The sequence below is a fragment of the Bifidobacterium saimiriisciurei genome, from assembly GCF_010667655.1.
Taxonomy (GTDB): Bacteria; Actinomycetota; Actinomycetes; order Actinomycetales; family Bifidobacteriaceae; genus Galliscardovia; species Galliscardovia saimiriisciurei.
In genome coordinates, this window is sequence record NZ_WHZU01000017.1 from 17277 (window position 1) to 37410 (window position 20134).

A 20134-nucleotide genomic window follows, 5' to 3' on the forward strand; every position below is an offset into this window, starting at 1 on the left:
ATTGTGCGACCGTAGGATGGGGAAACGGACTTTCCACGCACGTTCATGCGTATCGTGCACAAGGTGATAACGAGGAATGACGACAACAATGCAGGAAACATATGATAACGCCACGAAACTCGATCCAGGCATCGCGCGGCGTCTGAAGAAGGACGCCAAGGGCCTCGTCGCCGCTGTCATCCAGCAGTATGACACGAAGCAGGTGCTGATGGTCGGCTACATGAACGAGGAGGCGCTGCGCCGGACCCTGACCAGCGGCCGTGTCACGTTCTGGTCCCGATCCCGTCAGGAATACTGGCGCAAGGGGGACACCTCCGGCCACGTGCAGTATGTGAAAGCGGTGTCCCTGGATTGCGACGGAGATGCGCTTCTGGTCGAGGTCGACCAGGTGGGTGCCGCCTGCCATACCGGCAAGCGCTCCTGTTTCGATGAGGGCGGTCCGCTGCCTGTCGTCGTTGGACATCGGACGGCACATCAGAAGGAGGACGAGTGATGGAAACGCAGACCACCACAGACATCGAATGCAGCGTGGAACATCTGAACTGGGGAGGTACATGGCCCGACCGCGAGCAGTTCCATCGTCTGGCCGATGCCGGATACCGCGTGATTCCCATCGTCCGGCGTCTGCTGGCCGATTCGTTGACCCCCGTCGGCTTCTATGAGCGCCTGGCCGGGGGACGGTCGGGCACCTTCATCCTTGAATCCGCGGAATACGGAGGCTCATGGAGCAGGTACAGCTTCATCGGCGTCAACTCGATCGCCCAGCTGCGCTCCGATCATGGCGAGGCCAACTGGTTGGGCCGGGTCCCGGTCGGCGTGCCCGAACACGGTGACGTGGTCGAGGTCGCCCATGAGGCGCTTCGGGTGCTCAAGGCGCCGAAGGTCAAGGGACTGCCCAACCTGACCAGCGGCCTTGTGGGGTCGGTCGGCTGGGACGCGATTCGTCACTGGGAGCCCACGCTTCGTGCACAGGCCCCGGACGAGACCGGCCAGCCCGAGCTGGCGCTAGCCCTCGCCACCGACATCGCCGTCGTCGATCACGTCAGCGGATCGGTGTGGCTCATCGCCAACGCGGTCAATGTGGACGACAAGCCCACGCGTGCGGACGCCGCGTATGACGAGGCCGTCGAGCGTCTGGAATCCATGCAGCGCCGGGCCGCCACCCCGGTCGAGGGCGAGGCAAGGGTCAGTACGCTCGACCCGGACGCGAAACAGCCCGAGCTGCGGTTCCGCACGGCGAAAGGCGACTATGAGCACGCCGTCGAGGAGACGAAGCGGCACATCGTGGACGGCGACGTGTTCCAGACGGTGATCTCGCAGCGCCTGGACCTCGATTCCCCGGCCGACCCGTTTGACGTATACCGTGTACTGCGCACGCTCAACCCCAGCCCCTACATGTATTTCATGACTCTGACCGATGTGGAGGGCAGGGACTTCAATGTCATCGGATCCAGTCCGGAGACCCTTATCAAGGTCGATGACGGCCATGCCATGACGTTCCCGATCGCCGGCTCCCGCCCCCGAGGCGCCACGCCGGAGGAGGACGAGCGACTTGCCAAGGAACTGCTCGCCGATCCCAAGGAATGCAGCGAGCACATCATGCTGGTCGACCTTTCGCGCAACGACCTGAGCAAGGTGTGCATTCCCAGCAGTGTTGAAGTGGTCAAGCTCATGGATATCAAGAGGTTCAGCCACATCATGCACATCTGCTCGACGGTGACGGGAACCGTCGATCCCGAACTGACGATATTCGACGTCTTCAAGTCCGCGTTCCCGGCCGGTACGCTTTCCGGCGCCCCCAAGCCGCGCGCCATCGAGATCATCGACGAGCTTGAGGTCGCCGACCGAGGTATCTACGGCGGCACCGTCGGCTACTTCGACTTCTCGGGCAACATGGACATGGCCATCGCCATCCGAACCGCGTTCCTGCGCGACCACGAGGCCAGCGTGCAGGCGGGAGCAGGCATCGTGCTCGATTCCGTGCCGGCCAACGAGTGGCAGGAGACCCGCAACAAGGCCGAGGCCTCGGTCGAGGCCGTGCAGATCGCGGCCCAGCTGAAAACCGTCAGGTAAGACAATCGAGCGAAGCCCGGAAAAACTGTGCTATAAGGTGTGACTGTCGACTCCGCACCTCATGCAAAAGGAGAATCATGTCGGTATTGGACGATTTGGTGGCAGGCGCCATCGAAGACCAGCAGGCACGGGAACGCACCGTTCCGCTGGCGGCGTTGCAGGAACGGGTGGCATCATCCACCCGTAAACCCATCGACGCCCGTCGATGGCTGAAGCGTCGGGATTCCATACCGGTGATCGCGGAGATCAAGAGGGCCTCTCCCTCCAAGGGGCATTTGTCCGACATCCCCGACCCGGCGGCATTGGCCCGTGAATACGAAGCCGGCGGCGCCAGCGCGATTTCCGTGCTGACAGAGGGCCGACGCTTCCTGGGCAGCCTCGACGATCTGGATGCCGTCCGCGACGCCGTGCGCATCCCCGTGCTGCGCAAGGACTTCATCGTCACCGACTATCAGGTCTGGGAGGCGCGCGCGCACGGCGCCGACATGGTGCTGCTGATCGTCGCCGCATTGGACGACGACAGGCTGCGTCATCTTCTCGGGCTCGCCCATGAACTCGGTCTGACCGTCCTTGTCGAAACGCATACGCGCGAGGAGATCGAGCGCGCGATCGCCGCCGGTGCAAGGGTCATCGGCATCAACGCCCGAAATCTCAAGGACCTCAGGGTGGACGTGAACAAATACAGCGAGCTTGCGGCGAACCTGCCGGAGGATGTCATCAGGGTGGCGGAATCCGGGGTCTTCGGTGCCGTCGAGGTCGAGGATTACGGCCGAGCCGGCGCGGACGCCGTGCTGGTCGGCGAAGGCGTGGCCACCGCCGACGACCATGAGCTTGCAGTGGAACGACTAGTGAAGGCAGGAGCAAGAGTGAAAGCATCCGAAACCACTCCGTTGAGCGAACACCACGGTCCGTACTGGGGACAGTTCGGCGGCCGTTACGTGCCCGAGGCGTTGATCACGGCATTGGACGAGCTTGAACGCGTCTACGACGAGGCCAAGGCGGATCCCGAATTCCACAAGGAGTTCATGACCCTGCAGCAGCGGTACGTGGGCCGTCCCTCGCCACTGACCGAGGCGCCGCGCTTCTCGAAGCTCGTCAGCGAGAAGACCGGCCTCGATGCGCGCATCTTCCTCAAGCGCGAGGACCTCAACCATACCGGCGCTCATAAGATCAACAACGCGCTCGGACAGGCGCTGCTCGTCAAGCGCATGGGCAAGACCCGCGTGATCGCCGAGACCGGCGCCGGACAGCACGGCGTGGCCACCGCCACCGTATGCGCCATGCTCGGACTCAAGTGCCGCATCTACATGGGCCAGATCGACGCACGTCGCCAGGCCCTCAACGTGGCGCGCATGCGCATGCTCGGCGCCGAGGTCGTGGAAGTCACCCTCGGCGACAAGATCCTCAAGGACGCCATCAACGAGGCGCTGCGCGACTGGGTCACCAACGTCAAGGACACCCATTACCTGCTCGGCACCGTCGCAGGTCCCCATCCGTTCCCCGAGATGGTGCGCGACTTCCAGAAGATCATCGGCGAGGAGGCCAGGCAACAGCTCAAGGACTGGTATGGCATCGACCATCCGGACGCGGTGTGCGCATGCGTGGGCGGCGGATCCAACGCCATCGGTGTGATGAACGCGTTCCTCGATGACGAACGTGTGAACCTGTACGGCTACGAGGCCGGCGGAGATGGCCCCGAATCGGGCAGGCACGCCGTCCGCTTCGCTCCCGGAACCGGCCAGCTCGGCATGTTCCAGGGAGCCAAGAGCTACCTGCTGGAGACCGACGAGGGGCAGACCCTTGATACCTACTCCATCTCCGCAGGCCTCGACTATGCCTCCGTCGGTCCGGAGCACGCATGGCTCAAGGACATCGGCCGTGTCAACTACAGCTGGGCCACCGACGAAGAGGCCATGAACGCGTTCCGCGACCTGAGCCAGACCGAGGGCATCATTCCCGCCATCGAAAGCTCGCATGCGGTCGCCGGCGCGTACAAGGCCGCCGCCGACCTCAAGGCCAAGGGATACGACAAGGCGGTGATGATCGTCAATATCTCCGGCCGCGGCGACAAGGACATGGCCACCGCCGGCAAATGGTTCGGATACCTCACCGACGACCAGGCAGCCGCGCTTGAAGTCACCGGCGCGCACGGCGACACCGTCGCCTGAAAGCAAGAGGAGCGAAGACAACAATGACGAACACAGCAACCACGCCCTCCGGACAGCCGCTGGGCATCAGCCACAAGGCAAGCCTCACCGAGACGATGTTCGATCGACTCCGGAAGCAGAACCGTCCCGCGTTCATCGGATACCTGCCCTATGGCTTCCCGGACCCCGACGTCTCCCTCGACGCATTGCGGACCATGGTCGAGCATGGCGTCGACGCCGTCGAGATCGGTCTGCCCTACTCCGACCCCGTCATGGACGGCCCGGTCATCCAGGCGGCAAGCCAGATCGCCCTCGACAACGGCGAGAGCATCAACAACGTGTTCAAGGCGGTGGAGACCGTGGCCAACGCCGGCGGCGTTCCTCTCATCATGAGCTACTGGAACCTCATCTATCATTATGGTGTGGAGCGTTTCGCCCGCGACTTCGAGAACGCCGGCGGCGCCGGCCTTATCACGCCGGACCTCATTCCGGATGAGGCGGGGGAGTGGATCGAGGCCTCCGACCGTCACGGTCTGGACCGCATCTTCCTGGTGTCTCCGGATTCGGCCGACGAGCGGCTGGAGACCGTCGCGAGGAACGCCCGTGGCTTCGTCTACGCGGCCTCGCGCATGGGCGTGACCGGCGAACGTGACACCATCTCGTCCTCGCCCGAGCATCTAGTGGAACGTACCCGCAACGCAGGCGCGAAGAACGTGTGCGTCGGCATCGGCGTCTCCACGGCGCAGCAGGCGGCCAAGGTCGGTTCCTACGCCGATGGTGTGATCGTCGGCTCCGCATTGGTGCACACGCTTCTGAACGACGACAACAGGACCGCCCGTGACACGGATGAAGGCCTGAGGCTGCTCGCCGCCAAGACCGACGAGCTCGCCGAGGGCGTGCGCGCCGCACGTTCCTGAACATGATTCGCCGGCGGTCGCACCGGTCCTTTGCACGGCCGGTGCGACCGTCCTGATGTGAACGAGGCATGATGACCGTAGCATCGATTCCCTCCCCGACTTTTTCGGAGTTCCACATAGGCCCGCTGACCATTCATATGTATGCGATATGCATCCTGATCGGGGTATGTTTCGCCGTATGGATCCTCAGCGTCCGATGGAGGAAGCTCGGTGGCATCTTCGACCAGGTGCTCGACACCACGCTGGTCGCGGTGCCCAGCGGTCTTGTCGGCGCACGGCTTTACCACTGCATCACCACTCCCGAGGCGTACTTCCCCCCAAGCGGCGAGCTCATCAACATCGTCAAGGTATGGGAAGGCGGCATGGCCATCTTCGGCGGCATCAGCGTCGGAGCGCTTGGAGCCTTCCTGTGGTGCCGGCACAGGCGATATCCGTTCGCCCTGCTCGCAGACGCTCTGGCTCCGGGCCTCATGGTGGCCCAGGCCATCGGACGTCTCGGCAACTGGTTCAACCAGGAGCTGTACGGCAAACCCACCACGCTGCCATGGGGGTTGGCGCTCAACGACGCCGACGCCATCGGCAAGACGCAGGTCTGCTATAACGGGCAGCCATGCCCCGTGGGCACGCTGTTCCACCCCACCTTCCTCTACGAGATGCTGTGGAACCTCGTGGGCGCCGCGCTCCTCGTGGTCATCGGCCGCAGGCTCGCCGGACGGTTGAAGGCGGGCCAGCAGTTCGCCATGTACCTCATGTGGTACGGAGTCGGCCGTACATGGATCGAGATGCTGCGCATCAACTTCTCCACGGAGATCCTCGGTCTGCGCATCAACGTCTGGACCGCGCTTATCGTATTCGTGCTCGGCGTGGTCCTGTTCCTCGCACTGGGCCGGCGCGGACACAGCGTCGAAGAGCTGTCGAAACGACTCACCGCGGTCACCGCGGACGAGCTCGAACGCATCAACGCGCAGGAGCAGGCCGCCAAGGAGGCGCGGCGGCGCAAGGGCGGCCGGACCCCGTCGGGACGCTGACCACCGCAACATGAACACCGCATGAATGATGCGACCATTCACGTGTCTCGTCGTTCAGTTTCCCTAGAATGGATATCATGACGATTCAAATTGCACCAAGTATTCTTTCCGCCGATTTCTGCAATCTCGAGCGCGACCTGCATGCCATCGCCAATGCCGACCTTGTTCACGTCGATGTGATGGATCATCATTTCGTCCCCAACCTTACGCTGGGCGAGCCCATCGTCAAGCGCATCTGCGAGGTCAGCCCGCTTCCCGTGGACGTGCACCTCATGATCGAGGACCCCGATCGCTGGGCCCCGGAATTCGCCAAGTGCGGAGCGCAGTCCGTGACCTTCCACATGGGTGCCACCCATGCCCCGGTGCGCCTTGCCCGCCAGCTGCGTGATATGGGCTGCAAGGCCTGCTTCGCCGTCCGTCCCGCCGAGCCGGTCGAGCCGCTCTTCGACATCCTCGACGAGTTCGACATGGTGCTCATCATGACGGTCGAGCCCGGTTTCGGCGGTCAGAAGTTCCTCGCCAACCAGATGGCCAAGACCCGCAGGCTTCGCGATGAGATCATCCGCCGGGGTCTCGACACCCACATCCAGGTCGACGGCGGCGTCAGCCCCTCCACCGCGCATATCGTGGCCGAGGCCGGCGCCGATGTGCTGGTGGCGGGTTCCGCGGTCTACTGTGCGGACGACCCCGCCAAGGCCATCAACGAAATTCGAGACAACGCCCAGGCAGCCTACCGGGACTGAAGACGTTGCCGTGGATTCATCCCCCGATGAATCCATAATCAGCCGGGGCCTTGCCCCGGCTTCATCAAAGGAGAATCCCAAGTATGAAGACCTTCGATTCCTTGTTCGAGGAACTGAGCGCCAAGGCCGAAGCCAAGTCCGCCGGCTCGCTGACCGTCGAGGAGCTGGAAAAGGGCACGCATTTCATCGGCAAGAAACTCGTCGAGGAGGCGGGGGAGAGCTGGATCGCCGCCGAATACGAAGGCGCCGACCGCACCGCCGAGGAACTCAGCCAGCTGCTGTACCACGTTCAGGTGATGATGATCGACCGTGGCATCAGCCTCGAGGACGTCTACAAGCACCTGTGAGCCGATCCCACGGCTCCGCGGCCGCGTGACCGGTTATTTCCACAGGACACGCGGCCGTTTTTTCAAATTCACGATCAAGGGGAAACCATGCTGAGAATTGCCGTGCCCAACAAGGGCATGCTGTCCGAACCCGCTTGGAACATGTTGTCCGAAGCCGGATACCGTCTGCGCACCAATTCGCGTCAGCTCGTCGTCGAGGATCCCGACAACGACATCGAGCTGTTCTATCTGCGTCCGCTGGACATCGCCGTATACGTCGGCCGTGGAACCATCGACTGCGGCATCACCGGCGAGGATCTGCTGAAGAACTCGGGCACCGAGGCCATCGAGCATATGCCGCTCGGCTTCGGCGCATCCACGTTCCGCTTTGCCGCGCCCAACGACTCCGCGTTCTCCAAGCTCGAGGACATCGACGGCAAGCGCGTCGGCACGTCGTTCGACAAGCTGGTCCACGACTATCTTGTGGAGCACGGCATCAACGCAGAGACCATCCATCTGGACGGGGCCGTCGAGTCCTCCGTGCAGCTGGGCGTGGCCGATCTCATCGCGGACGTCGTGTCCACGGGAACCACGCTGCGGAATGCGGGGCTGCGCATCTTCGCCGACCCGATCATGCACTCCGAGGCCTGCCTGATCCGTTCCCCGAGGCTCGATCCGGAGGATGAGCGCCTCGCCGTGCTGAGCCGTCGCCTCGAAGGCGTGCTCACCGCCCAGCGCTACGTGCTCATGGACTATGACATCCCCGTCTCCAAGGTCGCAGCCGCCGTCGACGCGGCACCCGGCTTCGAAAGCCCGACCATCTCCCCGTTGCACGACAAGCAGTGGAACGCGGTCCGCGTCATGGTGCCGAAGGCGCAGGTCAACCAGATTATGGACAAGCTGTACGAGGTGGGCGCCCGCGGCATCATCGTCACCGCGCTGCAGGCCTCCCGCATGTGATTCACACCGTATGAGCAAACACACACATAACGGCGAGGACGAGGCGTTCAGCCCGGAGCCGAAGAACATCATCTGGACGGTGCCGAATGCGATCAGCTTCCTTCGCATCCTCTCCATCCCGGTCATAGCGGTGCTGATTTCAAAACGGTATCTGGTCTGGTCGTTGATCGTTCTCGCCGTCTCCTCGGCGTCCGATGGCGTCGACGGATACATCGCCAGGAAATTCGACCAGGTGAGCAGGATCGGGCAGATACTCGATCCCATCGCCGACAGGCTGCTCATCATCTTTTCGATGCTGGCGCTTGGATGGGCGCAGATCCTTCCATGGTGGCTGCTCATCGCCGTCGGGTCGAGGGATGTGGTCATGCTCGGCGAGGTCCTGCTGCTGTCCGACAGGGACTATGGCCCGCTGCCGGTGCATTTCGTCGGCAAGGCGGGCACCGCCCTGCTGCTCATGTCGGTGCCGGTACTCATCGTCGCCGATCTGAGCGGCTCGACGTTCTTCCAGGTGCTTCACCTCATCGGTGTGGCGGGTGCCATCTGGGGCGCCGTGCTGTACTGGTGTGCCGGACTCATCTACATCATGCAGGGCCACGCGCTGCTTAGCAAGGACAAGAGACGCGTCAATGCCTGAACACGAACCACCGGTATCATTCCCCGTGGCGCCGGACAACACGCCGATCCGTAGGCGCTCGGCGTTCTCCCGATCGGTTTTCGGTCTCATCAACCGCCACGCCGTCAAGGACGAGGTCCACGGTGTCGGCAGGTCTCGCCGCCGCAAGGTCAGCGACGAGGCCCTCCATCTCATCGACGATCTGACGAACCGTCCCATCGACCCGATGTTCGGCGACTCCACCCTGGTCCCGCAACGCCAGTCCCGCACCATGACATGGGTCACCAAGGTGCTGACGTTCGTGTTCTGCGTCATCGTGGGAATCTCCGGATGCGTCATCGTGCAGGAACTGCACATGAACACCAGGCAGAAGGTGCGAGAGGAGCTCGCCAGCCAGGTCGTCACCATGAACGACAAGCAGCATGGGTTGGAGTCCGATGTGGCGTCGTTGCGGTCGCAGATCGATTCCATGACCAAGAATCTGCACGCCAATGCCGATTCCACCGCGCAAAAGGATTCCATACTCAACGGAACGGCCGCGGTCAGCGGTCCCGGGGTGACCGTCACCCTTACCGATCCCATCGCGGCCGAGAACCAGAAGGGCGATCTGCCCCGCGACGACCACGGCCACGCCATCCGCGTCGTCTCGGACACCGACCTGCAGATGTTCGTCTCTCGGCTGTGGGATTCCGGGGCCGAGGCCATAGCCATCAACGGGGTGAGGATAGGCGTCCAGTCGTCGATCCGGGTGGCCGGGCAGACCATCCTCGTCGGAGTCACCTCCGTGGAGAGCCCCTACAGGATTCAGGCGATAGGCGACAGATACACTCTCAGTCAGTCGGTGCGCAAACAGAACAACGCCACGTTGTATGATTCGCTTGCACAGGTGGGCATCTATCCGGAGGTCGCGCAGTCAGCGACGATTACACTGGAGGCATCGAGCGCGCCCGACCTGAAGTATGCGAGAAAGGAATGATGGAACATGCCGGCAATCATCGGTCTGATCGTAGGCGTCGTCGTGGGCATCTTCATCAAGCCCGACGTGCCGGTGGCGCTGCAGCCCTATCTGCCGATCATGGTGGTCGCGGCCATCGACGCTCTTCTCGGGTCCGCGCGCGCGTATTTCGAGCGCAGCTTCTCCGACCGCGTGTTCGTGATATCGTTTCTCTCCAACGTGGTGACCGCGGCCCTGCTGGTGTTCCTCGGCGACCAGCTGGGCGTCGGATCCCAGCTGACGACGGCCGTCATCGTGGTGCTCGGCATCCGCATCTTCTCGAACGTATCGGCGATTCGCCGATTCATCTTCAGGGGCTGACGGCATGCGACGCGAACACGGACATGAGCATCGTCAGCCAAGGGCGTTCAACCGGCTATGGCATCAGGAGATGGCCGACGAGATCAACGACGACCTCTCCACCGGCATGTTCCCCCAAGTCAAGAAGAAACCGGCCAAGACCGTACGTCATGAGTCACGCCGCGGCCGGATGCTCTCCACGATACTGGTCATCGTATTGTGCGCGCTGCTGGGATTCGGCTATGCCACCCAGCTGCGCAACTCGCAGTCATCCTATGCCACGCTGAGCGAGGACGAACTGGTGCGTCTGCTGGATGAGACCAGCACGCAGATCGACTCCCTGGAACAGCAGAAGACACAGCTTTCCGAGCAGCTCAAGTCCATCAAATCGGCTGCGGACAAGCAGAAGGAAGTCGAGAGGATCGCCAAGGAGAACGAGGAGAGCAGCGGAATACTCTCCGGCAGGCTTGCGGCCCAGGGCAAGGGCGTCGTCATCACCGTCGGGCAGCGGGAGAGCCACATCCCCGCATCGATGATGTTCACGCTGATCGAGGAGCTGCGCAATGCCGGCGCCGAGGCGATGGAGTTCAACGGCGTTCGCGTGGTGACCTCCACGTCGTTCGTCGATACCCAGTCGGGCGTGTCCTGCGATGGCAGGAGCCTGACGCCTCCATATACGATCAAGGTCATCGGCGACCCATCGGCGTTGCAGAACGCCGTGCAGATCGCCGGCGGTGTGGGCTCGCAGCTCCGCGTGAAGCACGGTGCCTCGGTGAGCGTGGTGCAGTCCGACAGCGTCCAGGTCGATGCGGTGCGGCAGCCGTCCGACTACAAGTATGCGAAGACGGTGGAATAACCCCGACATCGGAACACGGGACGGCGGTTCCCTCACCCGGTTGGGCGGGGGCGTCGTGGTCCGGAACGGGAACAGGCCATCCGAATACGACGACCCCGCGAAATGATGCCCAGGTCGCGAAGACACCGCGTCAGCGCAGCAGCGAGCGGCACATGGAGCGGAACTCGTTCACATAGCCGCCGCCGAAGAACACGCAGTGCCCAGCGATGGGGTAGAGCTGCCAAAGCGTGACACGCCGTTCGTATCCCTTCCTCAACGGGTGGACGGACTGGTATCCGTCCAGAATCTGCCCGAGATAGGGCGCGCCGAATAGTTTCAGCATCGCAAGGTCCTCCTCGCGATGCCCTCCGTGCGCGGCGGGGTCGATGAGCACTGCCTCGGCATGGCCTGCATCCTCCGTCCACATGACGTTGCCGCTCCACAGGTCACCGTGGATTCGAGCGGGCCGGTCCGTGGCCGCCGCCCCCAGCAATTCGGGCAGTGCGTCGACGACCTCCTGCGTCATCGTCATGTCGTCGTTCGTGAGTTCACCGCGCTGAACGCCGAGACGAACCATCGGCAGGAGCCTGCCCTCGCCGAAATACGTCGCCGGATCGGTCCAGGATCCGGTGTCCATGGGCACCGGATCCTGCAATGGTCCGAAATAGCAGGTGCCGTGGTAGCCCGCCGGAGCCGAGCCGAAGAACTCCGCGCCGGCATCATGCATCCTTGCGAGCGCCGCGCCGAAATCCTGCGCGGCCTTCGGGGTGGGGGAGGCCGGATTCACGCGTTCGATGTCCAGGAAGTCGTCCCCCCACTCATACACCTTCACCACGCGGGGGCCGCCCTGTTCCTCGGCCTCGCCGAGCCATTGCAGTCCCCTGCCCTCGCATTCGAAGAATCCTTCGGGGGACCAGCGTCGACTTTTACGGTATGTGGCCATGTGTGCTCCTTTCCGCAGCCGTCGTCCATATTAGGGCGATGGGTCATCGCAGCCATCGTAATGTGACCATTGAACGAAAATGGAGCGCCCTTGCCGAATTCTTAGAGGGCAGGGTCTAAGGTGTTGCATCGTAATCGTTAAAGAATGACGGACATTCGAATGCCGTATATCATCAACGCGTAAAGGGATAAACGAAGGGTTATGAATTTCTTCCAGGCGATTTTTCTTGGTCTGGTGCAGGCTCTGACCGAATACCTGCCCGTGTCTTCAAGCGCACACATTCGCATCATCGGCGATCTGACGATCGGTTCCGACCCCGGAGCCGCGTTCACGGCCATCATCCAGATCGGCACCGAGCTTGCCGTGCTGCTGTACTTCCGTCGCGACATCATCCGCATCCTCGGCGCATGGTTCGGCTCGCTGTTCGGCAAGGAGGGCACGGATGTGAAGAGCCGGCTGGGCGAACACAACCGTGACACCCAGATGGGCTGGTACATCATCATCGGCACCATGCCCATCCTCATCGCCGGTCTGCTGTTCAAGAACGTCATCGAGACGACGTTGCGCAACCTGTGGATCACCGTCACCGTGCTGGCGGTGTTCGGCGTTCTGCTGTGGTATTTCGACGCCCGTGCCAAGCAGGTCAAGACCATGGAGCGGATGACGGCGAAGGACGCCGTCATCTTCGGCATCGGCCAGATGCTCGCGCTGATTCCCGGTGTCTCCCGCTCCGGCGGCACCATCACCTTTGGCCGTGCCATGGGCTACACCAGGGAGGCCGCCGTGCGCGTCGCCTTCCTCATGGCGATTCCCGCGGTGTTCGGCGCCGGAATCCTGGAGGCCGTGTCGGCCGTCAAGGATGTCAGCGCGTGCAAGGCCGGCGGTGCCGCGGCCGCGGAGGCGTGCAAGGCCATCGGCATGTTCCCCGGATGGGGGCCGACCATCGCCGCCACCGTGGTCTCGTTCCTCGTCGGATACATCGTCATCATCGGATTCCTGAAGTTCGTGTCGACGTTCTCCTACAAGGCGTTCGCCATCTACCGCATCGGACTGGCCGTCGTCGTGGCCCTCCTGCTCATCACGGGTGTCCTGCCTGCGATCGATCCTTCCGTGGCGGCTGCCGCCTAGGACGTTTCGCGTATGTGATGCGTTACCGCTGTCCGTATGGGCGGTATATGAAGAGGCTCCCCTCCGGGATATCCCGGAGGGGAGCCTCTTCATATACCGTGCCGTCATTCCGTAGCGGGATGGTCGAACGACCTGAGGAACTCCTCGGTCTCCTCGACCAGTCTTCTCGAATGGGGGGTGGATACGTCGTGTTCGGCCGGGTCGTCGTCCATCAGGCGTTCAAGATGATGCACGTAGTCGGAAAGATCGTCGTTGCAGCGCACGAGCATGTCCGCCTTGGCCCTCCAGCGTTCGGCCTGCGACGCGAGATCGCCCTCCTCGAGCTCCGTCTCCATGACGGTGCCGAGTTCCTCGAGAAGTCGCAGCGTGCCCGCGGCACAGTCGTCCCCGCCGAGATACTGGGGGATGGACACCCATAGTGAGCGGGCCTCGAAACCATCCTCGGCTGCGGCATAGTTGAGGACGGTGGGGATGCCGATGGGCCCGCAGTACGCGTCCTCGCCGGCATCGTCGTCATCGCCTTCGGAATGGCTTACCGGCAGCGCCCGGGTATGGGCGCAGTCGGCGAACATGGAGCCCAGGGTGATGATGTCGGTGACCTCGCATTCGTCGGCGAATCGCAGCGAGCGCTGGCAGAAATCGGACCAATGGAAGTTTGGTTCCGGGCCCATCTCCACGTAGAGCACGGTATCGTCGTTCACGGTGATCTCATAGAACGTGGTCTCCGGCCATACGATTCGTCTGCGGCCCTGCACGGTGCACATCATCGGCCTCGACGACTGGTAGTCGTAATAGGAATCACAGCAGATGTGGCCGATCTCCCTTGATTCGTAGACGTCCAGAAGATGACGGATGACATTGGTCGCCGCCTGGCAGGCGTCGTTCCATCCTCCGAACGCGGCGATCATGAAACGCCGCTTACTCATACTCTCGCTCATGTCTCCCACCCTACAGCAGCCCTGTGTTTCCAATGGCTGAGTATGCCCAGCGAGAACTCGCTCGCGATGACGGGAGGGAGGAAGCGACACGCCGTATTTGCGCAATTGTGCCTGCATGGCTATATTGATTACTCGTGCTTGCGGCTCCGTTGGTTACGGCGGTGTCGAAGACATGCGGACATAGCTTAGTTGGTAAAGCGCGACCTTGCCAAGGTCGAGACCGCGGGTTCGAGTCCCGTTGTCCGCTCGAGTCCCAGATAAGGACCGTATGGTGGGTTAGCCAAGCGGTTAGGCAGCGGCCTGCAAAGCCGTATAGACGAGTTCGACTCTCGTACCCACCTCTTGTCGTCTCTAGGGGCGCTTCGGGCGGTTGGCGCAGAGGTAGCGCACTTCCCTGACACGGAAGGGGTCACAAGTTCGAATCTTGTATCGCCCACCACGCCGGTTTTACCGGTGCAATATGACTGACTTCGGGTGATTGGCGCAGCGGCTAGCGCACTTCCTTCACACGGAAGGGGTCGCAGGTTCGATTCCTGCATCACCCACCATGCCGGTTCTCACGCCGGCAGCTGTGCGGACATAGCTTAGTTGGTAAAGCGCGACCTTGCCAAGGTCGAGACCGCGGGTTCGAGTCCCGTTGTCCGCTCCAGTGAACCGCTCCTCGGAGCGGTTTTTTTGTTATCCGCGTCACGTTTTCCATGGAGACGCGGTGATCCGCCGGAGCTCCACGCGGCCTCCGACCTCTTGGGAGACAGTGATTCCAAGGCTTTCGACGCGCCGTCCTCTCCGCTTGACCTTGTCGCCGCCGGCGCTTACTCTTGCATCGTCAAGTTCAGTCCAGGCCTGCACATTAGTAACGCGGACCCCCGATAGCAAAGGACATACCATGGCGCAAGCTACCATCTCCATCACGGTCGACGATGAGGCGAAGGAGGTGGAAGCAACCACCACCGGCGTCGAGCTGTTCGCCGACGACAAGAACATCATCGCCGTCCGCCTCAACGGCGAGCCTCGCGATCTGTACACGCCGCTGCACGACGGCGACAAGGTCGAGCCCATCGCCCTGGACAGCGAGGACGGCCTGGCGATCATGCGCCACTCCGCCACGCATGTCATGGCCCAGGCCGTGCAGCAGATTCGCCCCGAGGCCAAGCTCGGCATCGGTCCGGTGATCAAGAACGGCTTCTACTATGATTTCGACGTGGACGAGCCGTTCACCCCCGCCGACCTCAAGGACATCGAGAAGCGCATGCAGCGCATCATCAAGTCCGGACAGACCTTCCGCCGTCGTACGGTCACGGAGGACGAGGCGCTTGCCGAGGAAAAGGACCAGCCGTACAAGATCGAGCTGATCAAGGACAAGGAGGCCCACCTCGATCCCGAGGCGGCCACCGAGATCGGTGAATCCGAGCTGAGCTTCTACGACAACGTCGACCGCGACGGCAACGTGGTGTGGAAGGACCTGTGCCGCGGACCCCACCTGCCCAACACCCGCTTCATCAAGGCGTTCAAGCTGGAGCGCAGCGCCGCCGCATACTGGCGCGGCAGCGAGAAGAACCCCATGCTGCAGCGCATCTACGGCGTGGCGTTCTTCACCAAGGAGGACCTCAAGGACTACCAGGCCAAGCTGGAGGAGGCCGCCAAGCGCGACCACCGCAAGCTCGGCCAGGAGATGGACCTGTTCTCCTTCCCCGACGAGATCGGACCGGGCCTGGCGGTGTTCCATCCCAAGGGCGCGGCGATCATCAACGCCATGGAGGACTACTCCCGCGAACAGCACCGCAAGCACCACTACAGCTTCGTACAGACCCCGCACATCACCAAGGGCGGCCTGTACGAGACCTCCGGCCACCTGCAGTGGTACAAGGACGGCATGTACCCGCCGATGCGCCTGGACGAGGAGCGCGACGAGAACGGCAACGTCACCAAGCAGGGCTTCGACTACTACCTCAAGCCGATGAACTGCCCGATGCACAACCTGATCTTCAAGTCCCGCCAGCGCAGCTACAAGGAGCTGCCGCTGCGCCTCTTCGAGTTCGGCACCGTCTACCGCTACGAGAAGTCCGGCGAGGTCCACGGCCTCACCCGCGTACGCGGCCTGACCCAGGACGACTCCCACATCTACTGCACCCGCGAGCAGATGAAGGACGAGCTCAAGAGCCTGCTGAACTTCGTGCTCGGCCTGCTCAAGGACTTCGGTCTCAACGACTTCTACCTCGAGCTGTCCACCAAGGACGAGCACAAGTTCGTCGGCTCGGACGAGATCTGGGAGGAGGCCACCAACACGCTGGCCGAGGTCGCCAAGGAATCCGGCCTCGAACTCGTGGCCGACCCGGGCGGCGCCGCCTTCTACGGTCCGAAGATCTCCGTGCAGGCCCGTGACGCCATCGGCCGCACCTGGCAGGTCTCCACGATCCAGCTGGACTTCAACCTGCCCGAGCGCTTCAAGCTCGAGTACATCGCGAAGGACGGCACCCACCAGCGTCCGGTGATGATTCACCGCGCGCTGTTCGGCTCCATCGAGCGTTTCTTCGCCATCCTGCTCGAGCACTACGCCGGTGCGTTCCCGGCATGGCTCGCCCCCGTGCAGGTGACCGGCATCCCGGTGGCCGACGAGTTCGCCCCGCATCTGGAGAAGTTCATCCACGGGCTGGAGGACAACATGGTGCGCTGCGAGATCGACTCCTCCGACGACCGCTTCGGCAAGAAGATCCGCAATGCCTCCAAGTCCAAGGTGCCGTTCACGCTCATCGTGGGCGAGGACGACATGAACAAGAACGCGGTCAGCTTCCGCTTCCGTGACGGCAGCCAGCTCAACGGCGTCCCGGTGGACGAGGCCAAGGCCAAGATCCTCGAGGTCATCGCCAAGAGGGTCCAGGTCAACAGCGTCGACGACTTCACCGCCGCCACCAAGGACTGATGTCCCGTCCCGACTCCCATCGCCCATGATGCGGAGAAGGGGCATCCCGGGGTCACGCCGAGCAATGTCGGTGTGACCTCATAAAATCGCACTGTTTAACGTAAACGAATACTTAGGAGAGTCATGTCAGGACATTCCAAGTGGGCCACCACCAAGCACAAGAAGGCGGCCATCGACGCCAAGCGCGGCAAGCTCTTCGCCAAGCTCGGCAAGAACATCGAAATCGCGGCCCGTCTCGGCGGTGGCGACCCCGACGGCAACCCGGCCCTGTACGATGCCATCACCAAGGCCCGTAAGAACTCCATGCCGGCCGACAACATCAAGCGCGCCATCAACCGTGGCTCCGGCGCCGAAGCCGGTGGCGCCAACTACGAGGACATCGTGTACGAAGGCTACGCCCCCGGCGGCGTCGGCCTCATCATCGAATGCCTGACCGACAACCGCAACCGCGCCGCCGCCGACGTGCGCTCCACCCTGACCAAGGGTGGCGGCTCCCTCGCCGAGAACGGCTCCGTGAGCTTCAACTTCGAGCGCAAGGGCGTCATCGAGGTCCCCGCCGAAGGCGTTGACTACGACAAGGTCTTCGAGGTGGCCGCGGAGGCCGGCGCCGAGGACGTGACCGAGGACGGCGACACCTACACCGTCACCACGAGCCCGAGCGACCTAGTCGCCGTGCGCACCGCGCTGCAGGACGCCGGCATCGACTACGATTCCGCCGAGAACGCCATGGTCGCCATGAACGAGGTCGAGCTCGACCTCGACGGCGCCCGTAAGGTGTCGAAGCTCATCGACAACCTCGATGACCTTGACGACGTGCAGAACATCTACAGCACGTGGAAGGCCACCGATGAGATCATGGCCCAGCTGGAAGCCGAGGACTGACAGCCCTTCATGATCATTCTTGGAGTCGACCCCGGACTGACGAGGTGCGGAGTCGGCGTAGTGGAAGCCGGCGCATACCGCCGGCTTTCCTTTATTCACGTCGATGTCGTACGCTCCGACCCGCATGAATCGCAGGATATCCGCCTGCTGAAGATATACAACGGCCTATGCGCCAAACTCGACGAGTTTTCACCGGACGCCGTCTCCATCGAACGTGTGTTCGCGCAGGCCAACCGCAATACGGTGCTGGGAACGGCGCAGGCTGCGGGCGTCGCCATGCTCGCCGCCGCGCAGCGCACCATCCCCGTGGCGTTGCACACACCCACCGAGGCGAAGCTGGCCATCACCGGCAACGGCCAGGCGCAGAAGATACAGGTGGAGCGCATGGTCACCAGAATCCTCAACCTCAACCGGATGCCCACGCCGGCCGATGCCGCCGACGCGTTGGCGCTGGCGATATGCCATGCCCTCAGACCGTCCGGCGCATTGCAGGGCGGCGAGCGCGAGCAGCATCTCACCCCGGCGCAGCGGCAATGGGCCGAAGCCACCAGAAAGGCTCATGGGCGGGGACTGCGGCGCGGTATGTAGCGCACATCCGATATACTATCGAACACATGTTCGATTATTTGTCATATGAAGAACGGGGTGACTGATGATAGCGAGTCTGACCGGCACCATCGCCGCCATCATGAAGGATGCCGCCGTCATCGAGGTCCACGGCGTGGGCTACGAGACCCGCATGCCGGCGTCCGATCTCGCCTCCATGCACATCGGACAGCAGGTCACGGTGCATACGAGGCTCAATGTGTCGCAGGATGCCATATCGTTGTACGGCTTCCTCTCCAAGGCCTCGAAGGATCTGTTTCTGAGTCTGCAGAAGGTCAGCGGAATAGGACCGAAGGTGGCGCTGTCCATCGTGTCGACGCTTGGTCCGAAGCGGCTGCTCAACGCCGTTGCCGACGGGGACGCCACGGCCCTTTCCAAGGCCCCGGGCCTGGGAAAGAAAGGCGCGCAGAAGATCATTCTGGAGCTGAAGGGCTCCATCGACCTCGATGACCTGGATGCGGGGGAGACGGCGTCCGTGCCGGCGGATTCCGGAACCGACCAGGTAGTGGAGGCCTTGGTGTCGCTCGGCTGGCAGCAGCGTGACGCACTGCAGGCCGTGAGGCGGGAGCTGAAGAACGAAGGCCATGAAGGACCTGTCGAGTCCGCCGACGTGCCGCGTCTGCTCAAGGCGACCCTGGCTTCCATGGATAGGGGGAGATGATCGTGAACGATGCCATGAACGCGGCGTTGCCACAGGACAATGCAGGCGCCCGGGAGGAGTCGCTGCGCATGGTCTCGGCCAACACCATCGGCTCCGAGTCGGTGAGTGATGAGGAGCTTCGCCCCTCCGGCCTTGACGAATTCATTGGTCAGCCAAGGCTGAAGGCGCAGATGAAGCTGTTCCTCAACGCGGCGCGCAAGCGGGGGGTCCCTCCGGATCATATCCTTCTTGCGGGCCCTCCGGGACTCGGCAAGACGACATTGGCCATGATCGTCGCCAACGAACTGGAATCCCCGATTCGAATCACCTCCGGACCCGCGATCCAGCATGCCGGCGACCTTGCCTCCATCCTCAGCTCGCTGGAGGAGGGTGAGGTGCTGTTCATCGACGAGATCCATCGCCTGCCCCGTGCGGCGGAGGAGCTGCTGTACATCGCCATGGAGGATTTCCGTGTGGACGTGGTCGTGGGCAAGGGGCCCGGCGCGTCGTCGATTCCTCTGACCCTTCCCAGGTTCACCGTCGTGGGCGCCACGACCCGTGAGGGCATGCTGCCCTCGCCGTTGCGTGCGCGCTTCGGCTTCACCGCCCACCTCGACTTCTATCCGCGTGACGAGATGTGCCGTCTGATCCTCCGTTCGGCGACGGTGCTCAACGTGCATATCGACGAGGACGCGGCGGATCAGCTTGCGCGGCGTTCGCGCGGAACCCCGCGTATCGCGAACCGGCTGCTGCGAAGGGTGCGCGACTGGGCCATCGTGCATGACCTGCGGAATGTCGACGTCGACGCCGTCGAGCAGGCGCTCGACCTGTACCAGATCGACGTCGAAGGACTCGACCGGCTTGACATCGCCGTGCTCACGGCGATATGCGGCAGCTTCAACGGCGGCCCGGTGGGACTCAACAACCTGGCGGCCATGGTCGGCGAGGAATCGGAGACGGTGGAGACGGTGTGCGAGCCGTATCTGGTGCGGGAGGGCTTCATGGTGCGCACGCCGAAGGGCCGCGTCGCCACGGCCCGGGCGTGGCGGCACCTGGGGCTTACCCCGCCGGATGATGTCAATGTGCTGTTTTAGCCTGAATGGGTTGGTTCCCGCCTGAGCCGCGGCTTGGATGGAACATC

Annotated in this window: 20 protein-coding genes and 5 tRNA genes; 23 read left to right on the plus strand and 2 right to left on the minus strand. The window is 63.0% G+C overall.

Annotated features, from left to right (window positions below; translation table 11 throughout):
• Nucleotides 1-88: 88 nt before the first annotated feature.
• From hisI to GFD18_RS09430, 12 genes are all read left to right on the plus strand, one after another.
• A complete protein-coding gene (gene hisI, locus GFD18_RS09375; protein ID WP_404801625.1) occupies nucleotides 89-493 on the plus strand; it encodes a phosphoribosyl-AMP cyclohydrolase in 405 nt (134 codons plus the stop codon).
• Nucleotides 493-2073 (plus strand): anthranilate synthase component I, encoded by a 1581-nt coding sequence (trpE, locus tag GFD18_RS09380; RefSeq protein WP_163200463.1) that lies wholly within the window; start codon nucleotides 493-495, stop codon nucleotides 2071-2073. The genes hisI and trpE overlap by 1 nt, the downstream gene beginning before the upstream one ends.
• 77 nt (nucleotides 2074-2150) lie before the next feature.
• Nucleotides 2151-4241, plus strand: coding sequence for a bifunctional indole-3-glycerol phosphate synthase/tryptophan synthase subunit beta (locus GFD18_RS09385; RefSeq protein WP_163200332.1), 2091 nt, complete (start codon nucleotides 2151-2153; stop codon nucleotides 4239-4241).
• 23 nt (nucleotides 4242-4264) lie between these two features.
• Nucleotides 4265-5137, plus strand: coding sequence for a tryptophan synthase subunit alpha (trpA, locus tag GFD18_RS09390; RefSeq protein WP_163200333.1), 873 nt, complete (start codon nucleotides 4265-4267; stop codon nucleotides 5135-5137).
• Nucleotides 5138-5208: 71 nt separating this feature from the next.
• Complete coding sequence (gene lgt / locus GFD18_RS09395; protein ID WP_163200464.1) at nucleotides 5209-6165, plus strand: prolipoprotein diacylglyceryl transferase; 957 nt, start codon at nucleotides 5209-5211, stop codon at nucleotides 6163-6165.
• Nucleotides 6166-6242: 77 nt separating this feature from the next.
• On the plus strand, nucleotides 6243-6908 hold the full coding sequence (rpe, locus tag GFD18_RS09400) for a ribulose-phosphate 3-epimerase (protein ID WP_163200334.1): 666 nt from the start codon (nucleotides 6243-6245) through the stop codon (nucleotides 6906-6908).
• Nucleotides 6909-6991: 83 nt separating this feature from the next.
• Nucleotides 6992-7255, plus strand: a complete 264-nt coding sequence (locus GFD18_RS09405) for a phosphoribosyl-ATP diphosphatase (protein WP_100510946.1) — start codon at nucleotides 6992-6994, stop codon at nucleotides 7253-7255.
• An 87-nt stretch (nucleotides 7256-7342) separates the two neighbouring features.
• A complete protein-coding gene (gene hisG, locus GFD18_RS09410; protein ID WP_163200335.1) occupies nucleotides 7343-8194 on the plus strand; it encodes an ATP phosphoribosyltransferase in 852 nt (283 codons plus the stop codon).
• Between the two features lie 10 nt (nucleotides 8195-8204).
• Nucleotides 8205-8828: a CDP-alcohol phosphatidyltransferase family protein gene (locus tag GFD18_RS09415; protein ID WP_163200336.1), complete on the plus strand. Its 624-nt coding sequence runs from the start codon at nucleotides 8205-8207 to the stop codon at nucleotides 8826-8828.
• A complete protein-coding gene (locus tag GFD18_RS09420; RefSeq protein ID WP_163200337.1) occupies nucleotides 8821-9783 on the plus strand; it encodes a DUF881 domain-containing protein in 963 nt (320 codons plus the stop codon). Before GFD18_RS09415 ends, GFD18_RS09420 begins: the two co-directional genes overlap by 8 nt.
• Before the next feature lie 6 nt (nucleotides 9784-9789).
• The gene (locus tag GFD18_RS09425) at nucleotides 9790-10122 is read left to right on the plus strand and encodes a small basic family protein (RefSeq protein WP_100510950.1); all 333 of its coding nucleotides are present in this window, start codon (nucleotides 9790-9792) and stop codon (nucleotides 10120-10122) included.
• Between the two features lie 4 nt (nucleotides 10123-10126).
• Nucleotides 10127-10957: a DUF881 domain-containing protein gene (locus tag GFD18_RS09430; RefSeq protein WP_163200338.1), complete on the plus strand. Its 831-nt coding sequence runs from the start codon at nucleotides 10127-10129 to the stop codon at nucleotides 10955-10957.
• A 130-nt stretch (nucleotides 10958-11087) separates the two neighbouring features.
• On the opposite strand, the gene GFD18_RS09435 is transcribed toward GFD18_RS09430, so the two are convergent.
• The gene (locus tag GFD18_RS09435; RefSeq protein WP_163200339.1) at nucleotides 11088-11879 is read right to left on the minus strand and encodes a fructosamine kinase family protein; all 792 of its coding nucleotides are present in this window, start codon (nucleotides 11877-11879) and stop codon (nucleotides 11088-11090) included.
• Between the two features lie 201 nt (nucleotides 11880-12080).
• Between GFD18_RS09435 and GFD18_RS09440 the strand changes: the two genes are divergently transcribed.
• Nucleotides 12081-13007 carry an undecaprenyl-diphosphate phosphatase gene (locus GFD18_RS09440; protein ID WP_163200340.1) on the plus strand — a complete coding sequence of 309 codons (927 nt, stop codon included), beginning with the start codon at nucleotides 12081-12083 and terminating at the stop codon, nucleotides 13005-13007.
• A gap of 104 nt (nucleotides 13008-13111) precedes the next feature.
• On the opposite strand, the gene GFD18_RS09445 is transcribed toward GFD18_RS09440, so the two are convergent.
• On the minus strand, nucleotides 13112-13933 hold the full coding sequence (locus GFD18_RS09445; protein ID WP_225433041.1) for a PAC2 family protein: 822 nt from the start codon (nucleotides 13931-13933) through the stop codon (nucleotides 13112-13114).
• Between the two features lie 186 nt (nucleotides 13934-14119).
• Between GFD18_RS09445 and GFD18_RS09450 the strand changes: the two genes are divergently transcribed.
• From GFD18_RS09450 to ruvB, 10 genes are all read left to right on the plus strand, one after another.
• Nucleotides 14120-14192 (plus strand) — tRNA-Gly (locus tag GFD18_RS09450).
• A 23-nt stretch (nucleotides 14193-14215) separates the two neighbouring features.
• Nucleotides 14216-14286 (plus strand) — tRNA-Cys (locus GFD18_RS09455).
• 23 nt (nucleotides 14287-14309) lie between these two features.
• Nucleotides 14310-14384 (plus strand) — tRNA-Val (locus GFD18_RS09460).
• Between the two features lie 33 nt (nucleotides 14385-14417).
• Nucleotides 14418-14493 (plus strand) — tRNA-Val (locus tag GFD18_RS09465).
• Nucleotides 14494-14518: 25 nt separating this feature from the next.
• A tRNA-Gly gene (locus GFD18_RS09470) sits at nucleotides 14519-14594 on the plus strand.
• Nucleotides 14595-14831: 237 nt separating this feature from the next.
• The gene (gene thrS / locus GFD18_RS09475) at nucleotides 14832-16865 is read left to right on the plus strand and encodes a threonine--tRNA ligase (RefSeq protein WP_163200341.1); all 2034 of its coding nucleotides are present in this window, start codon (nucleotides 14832-14834) and stop codon (nucleotides 16863-16865) included.
• A gap of 123 nt (nucleotides 16866-16988) precedes the next feature.
• Nucleotides 16989-17747, plus strand: a complete 759-nt coding sequence (locus tag GFD18_RS09480; RefSeq protein WP_100510955.1) for a YebC/PmpR family DNA-binding transcriptional regulator — start codon at nucleotides 16989-16991, stop codon at nucleotides 17745-17747.
• A 9-nt stretch (nucleotides 17748-17756) separates the two neighbouring features.
• Nucleotides 17757-18335, plus strand: a complete 579-nt coding sequence (gene ruvC, locus GFD18_RS09485) for a crossover junction endodeoxyribonuclease RuvC (protein WP_100510956.1) — start codon at nucleotides 17757-17759, stop codon at nucleotides 18333-18335.
• A gap of 64 nt (nucleotides 18336-18399) precedes the next feature.
• The gene (gene ruvA, locus GFD18_RS09490; protein WP_163200342.1) at nucleotides 18400-19014 is read left to right on the plus strand and encodes a Holliday junction branch migration protein RuvA; all 615 of its coding nucleotides are present in this window, start codon (nucleotides 18400-18402) and stop codon (nucleotides 19012-19014) included.
• The gene (gene ruvB / locus GFD18_RS09495) at nucleotides 19011-20087 is read left to right on the plus strand and encodes a Holliday junction branch migration DNA helicase RuvB (RefSeq protein WP_163200343.1); all 1077 of its coding nucleotides are present in this window, start codon (nucleotides 19011-19013) and stop codon (nucleotides 20085-20087) included. The genes ruvA and ruvB overlap by 4 nt, the downstream gene beginning before the upstream one ends.
• The last annotated feature ends 47 nt before the right edge of the window (nucleotides 20088-20134 follow it).

Excerpts from the sequence above, each read along its gene's own strand:
- hisI (WP_404801625.1), top strand. The coding sequence starts at position 89 with ATGCAGGAAACATATGATAACGCCACGAAACTCGATCCAGGCATCGCG.
- trpE (WP_163200463.1), top strand. The coding sequence starts at position 493 with ATGGAAACGCAGACCACCACAGACATCGAATGCAGCGTGGAACATCTG.
- GFD18_RS09385 (WP_163200332.1), top strand. The coding sequence starts at position 2,151 with ATGTCGGTATTGGACGATTTGGTGGCAGGCGCCATCGAAGACCAGCAG.
- trpA (WP_163200333.1), top strand. The coding sequence starts at position 4,265 with ATGACGAACACAGCAACCACGCCCTCCGGACAGCCGCTGGGCATCAGC.
- lgt (WP_163200464.1), top strand. The coding sequence starts at position 5,209 with ATGACCGTAGCATCGATTCCCTCCCCGACTTTTTCGGAGTTCCACATA.
- rpe (WP_163200334.1), top strand. The coding sequence starts at position 6,243 with ATGACGATTCAAATTGCACCAAGTATTCTTTCCGCCGATTTCTGCAAT.
- GFD18_RS09405 (WP_100510946.1), top strand. The coding sequence starts at position 6,992 with ATGAAGACCTTCGATTCCTTGTTCGAGGAACTGAGCGCCAAGGCCGAA.
- hisG (WP_163200335.1), top strand. The coding sequence starts at position 7,343 with ATGCTGAGAATTGCCGTGCCCAACAAGGGCATGCTGTCCGAACCCGCT.
- GFD18_RS09415 (WP_163200336.1), top strand. The coding sequence starts at position 8,205 with ATGAGCAAACACACACATAACGGCGAGGACGAGGCGTTCAGCCCGGAG.
- GFD18_RS09420 (WP_163200337.1), top strand. The coding sequence starts at position 8,821 with ATGCCTGAACACGAACCACCGGTATCATTCCCCGTGGCGCCGGACAAC.
- GFD18_RS09425 (WP_100510950.1), top strand. The coding sequence starts at position 9,790 with ATGCCGGCAATCATCGGTCTGATCGTAGGCGTCGTCGTGGGCATCTTC.
- GFD18_RS09430 (WP_163200338.1), top strand. The coding sequence starts at position 10,127 with ATGCGACGCGAACACGGACATGAGCATCGTCAGCCAAGGGCGTTCAAC.
- GFD18_RS09435 (WP_163200339.1), bottom strand. The coding sequence starts at position 11,879 with ATGGCCACATACCGTAAAAGTCGACGCTGGTCCCCCGAAGGATTCTTC.
- GFD18_RS09440 (WP_163200340.1), top strand. The coding sequence starts at position 12,081 with ATGAATTTCTTCCAGGCGATTTTTCTTGGTCTGGTGCAGGCTCTGACC.
- GFD18_RS09445 (WP_225433041.1), bottom strand. The coding sequence starts at position 13,933 with ATGAGTAAGCGGCGTTTCATGATCGCCGCGTTCGGAGGATGGAACGAC.
- thrS (WP_163200341.1), top strand. The coding sequence starts at position 14,832 with ATGGCGCAAGCTACCATCTCCATCACGGTCGACGATGAGGCGAAGGAG.
- GFD18_RS09480 (WP_100510955.1), top strand. The coding sequence starts at position 16,989 with ATGTCAGGACATTCCAAGTGGGCCACCACCAAGCACAAGAAGGCGGCC.
- ruvC (WP_100510956.1), top strand. The coding sequence starts at position 17,757 with ATGATCATTCTTGGAGTCGACCCCGGACTGACGAGGTGCGGAGTCGGC.
- ruvA (WP_163200342.1), top strand. The coding sequence starts at position 18,400 with ATGATAGCGAGTCTGACCGGCACCATCGCCGCCATCATGAAGGATGCC.
- ruvB (WP_163200343.1), top strand. The coding sequence starts at position 19,011 with ATGATCGTGAACGATGCCATGAACGCGGCGTTGCCACAGGACAATGCA.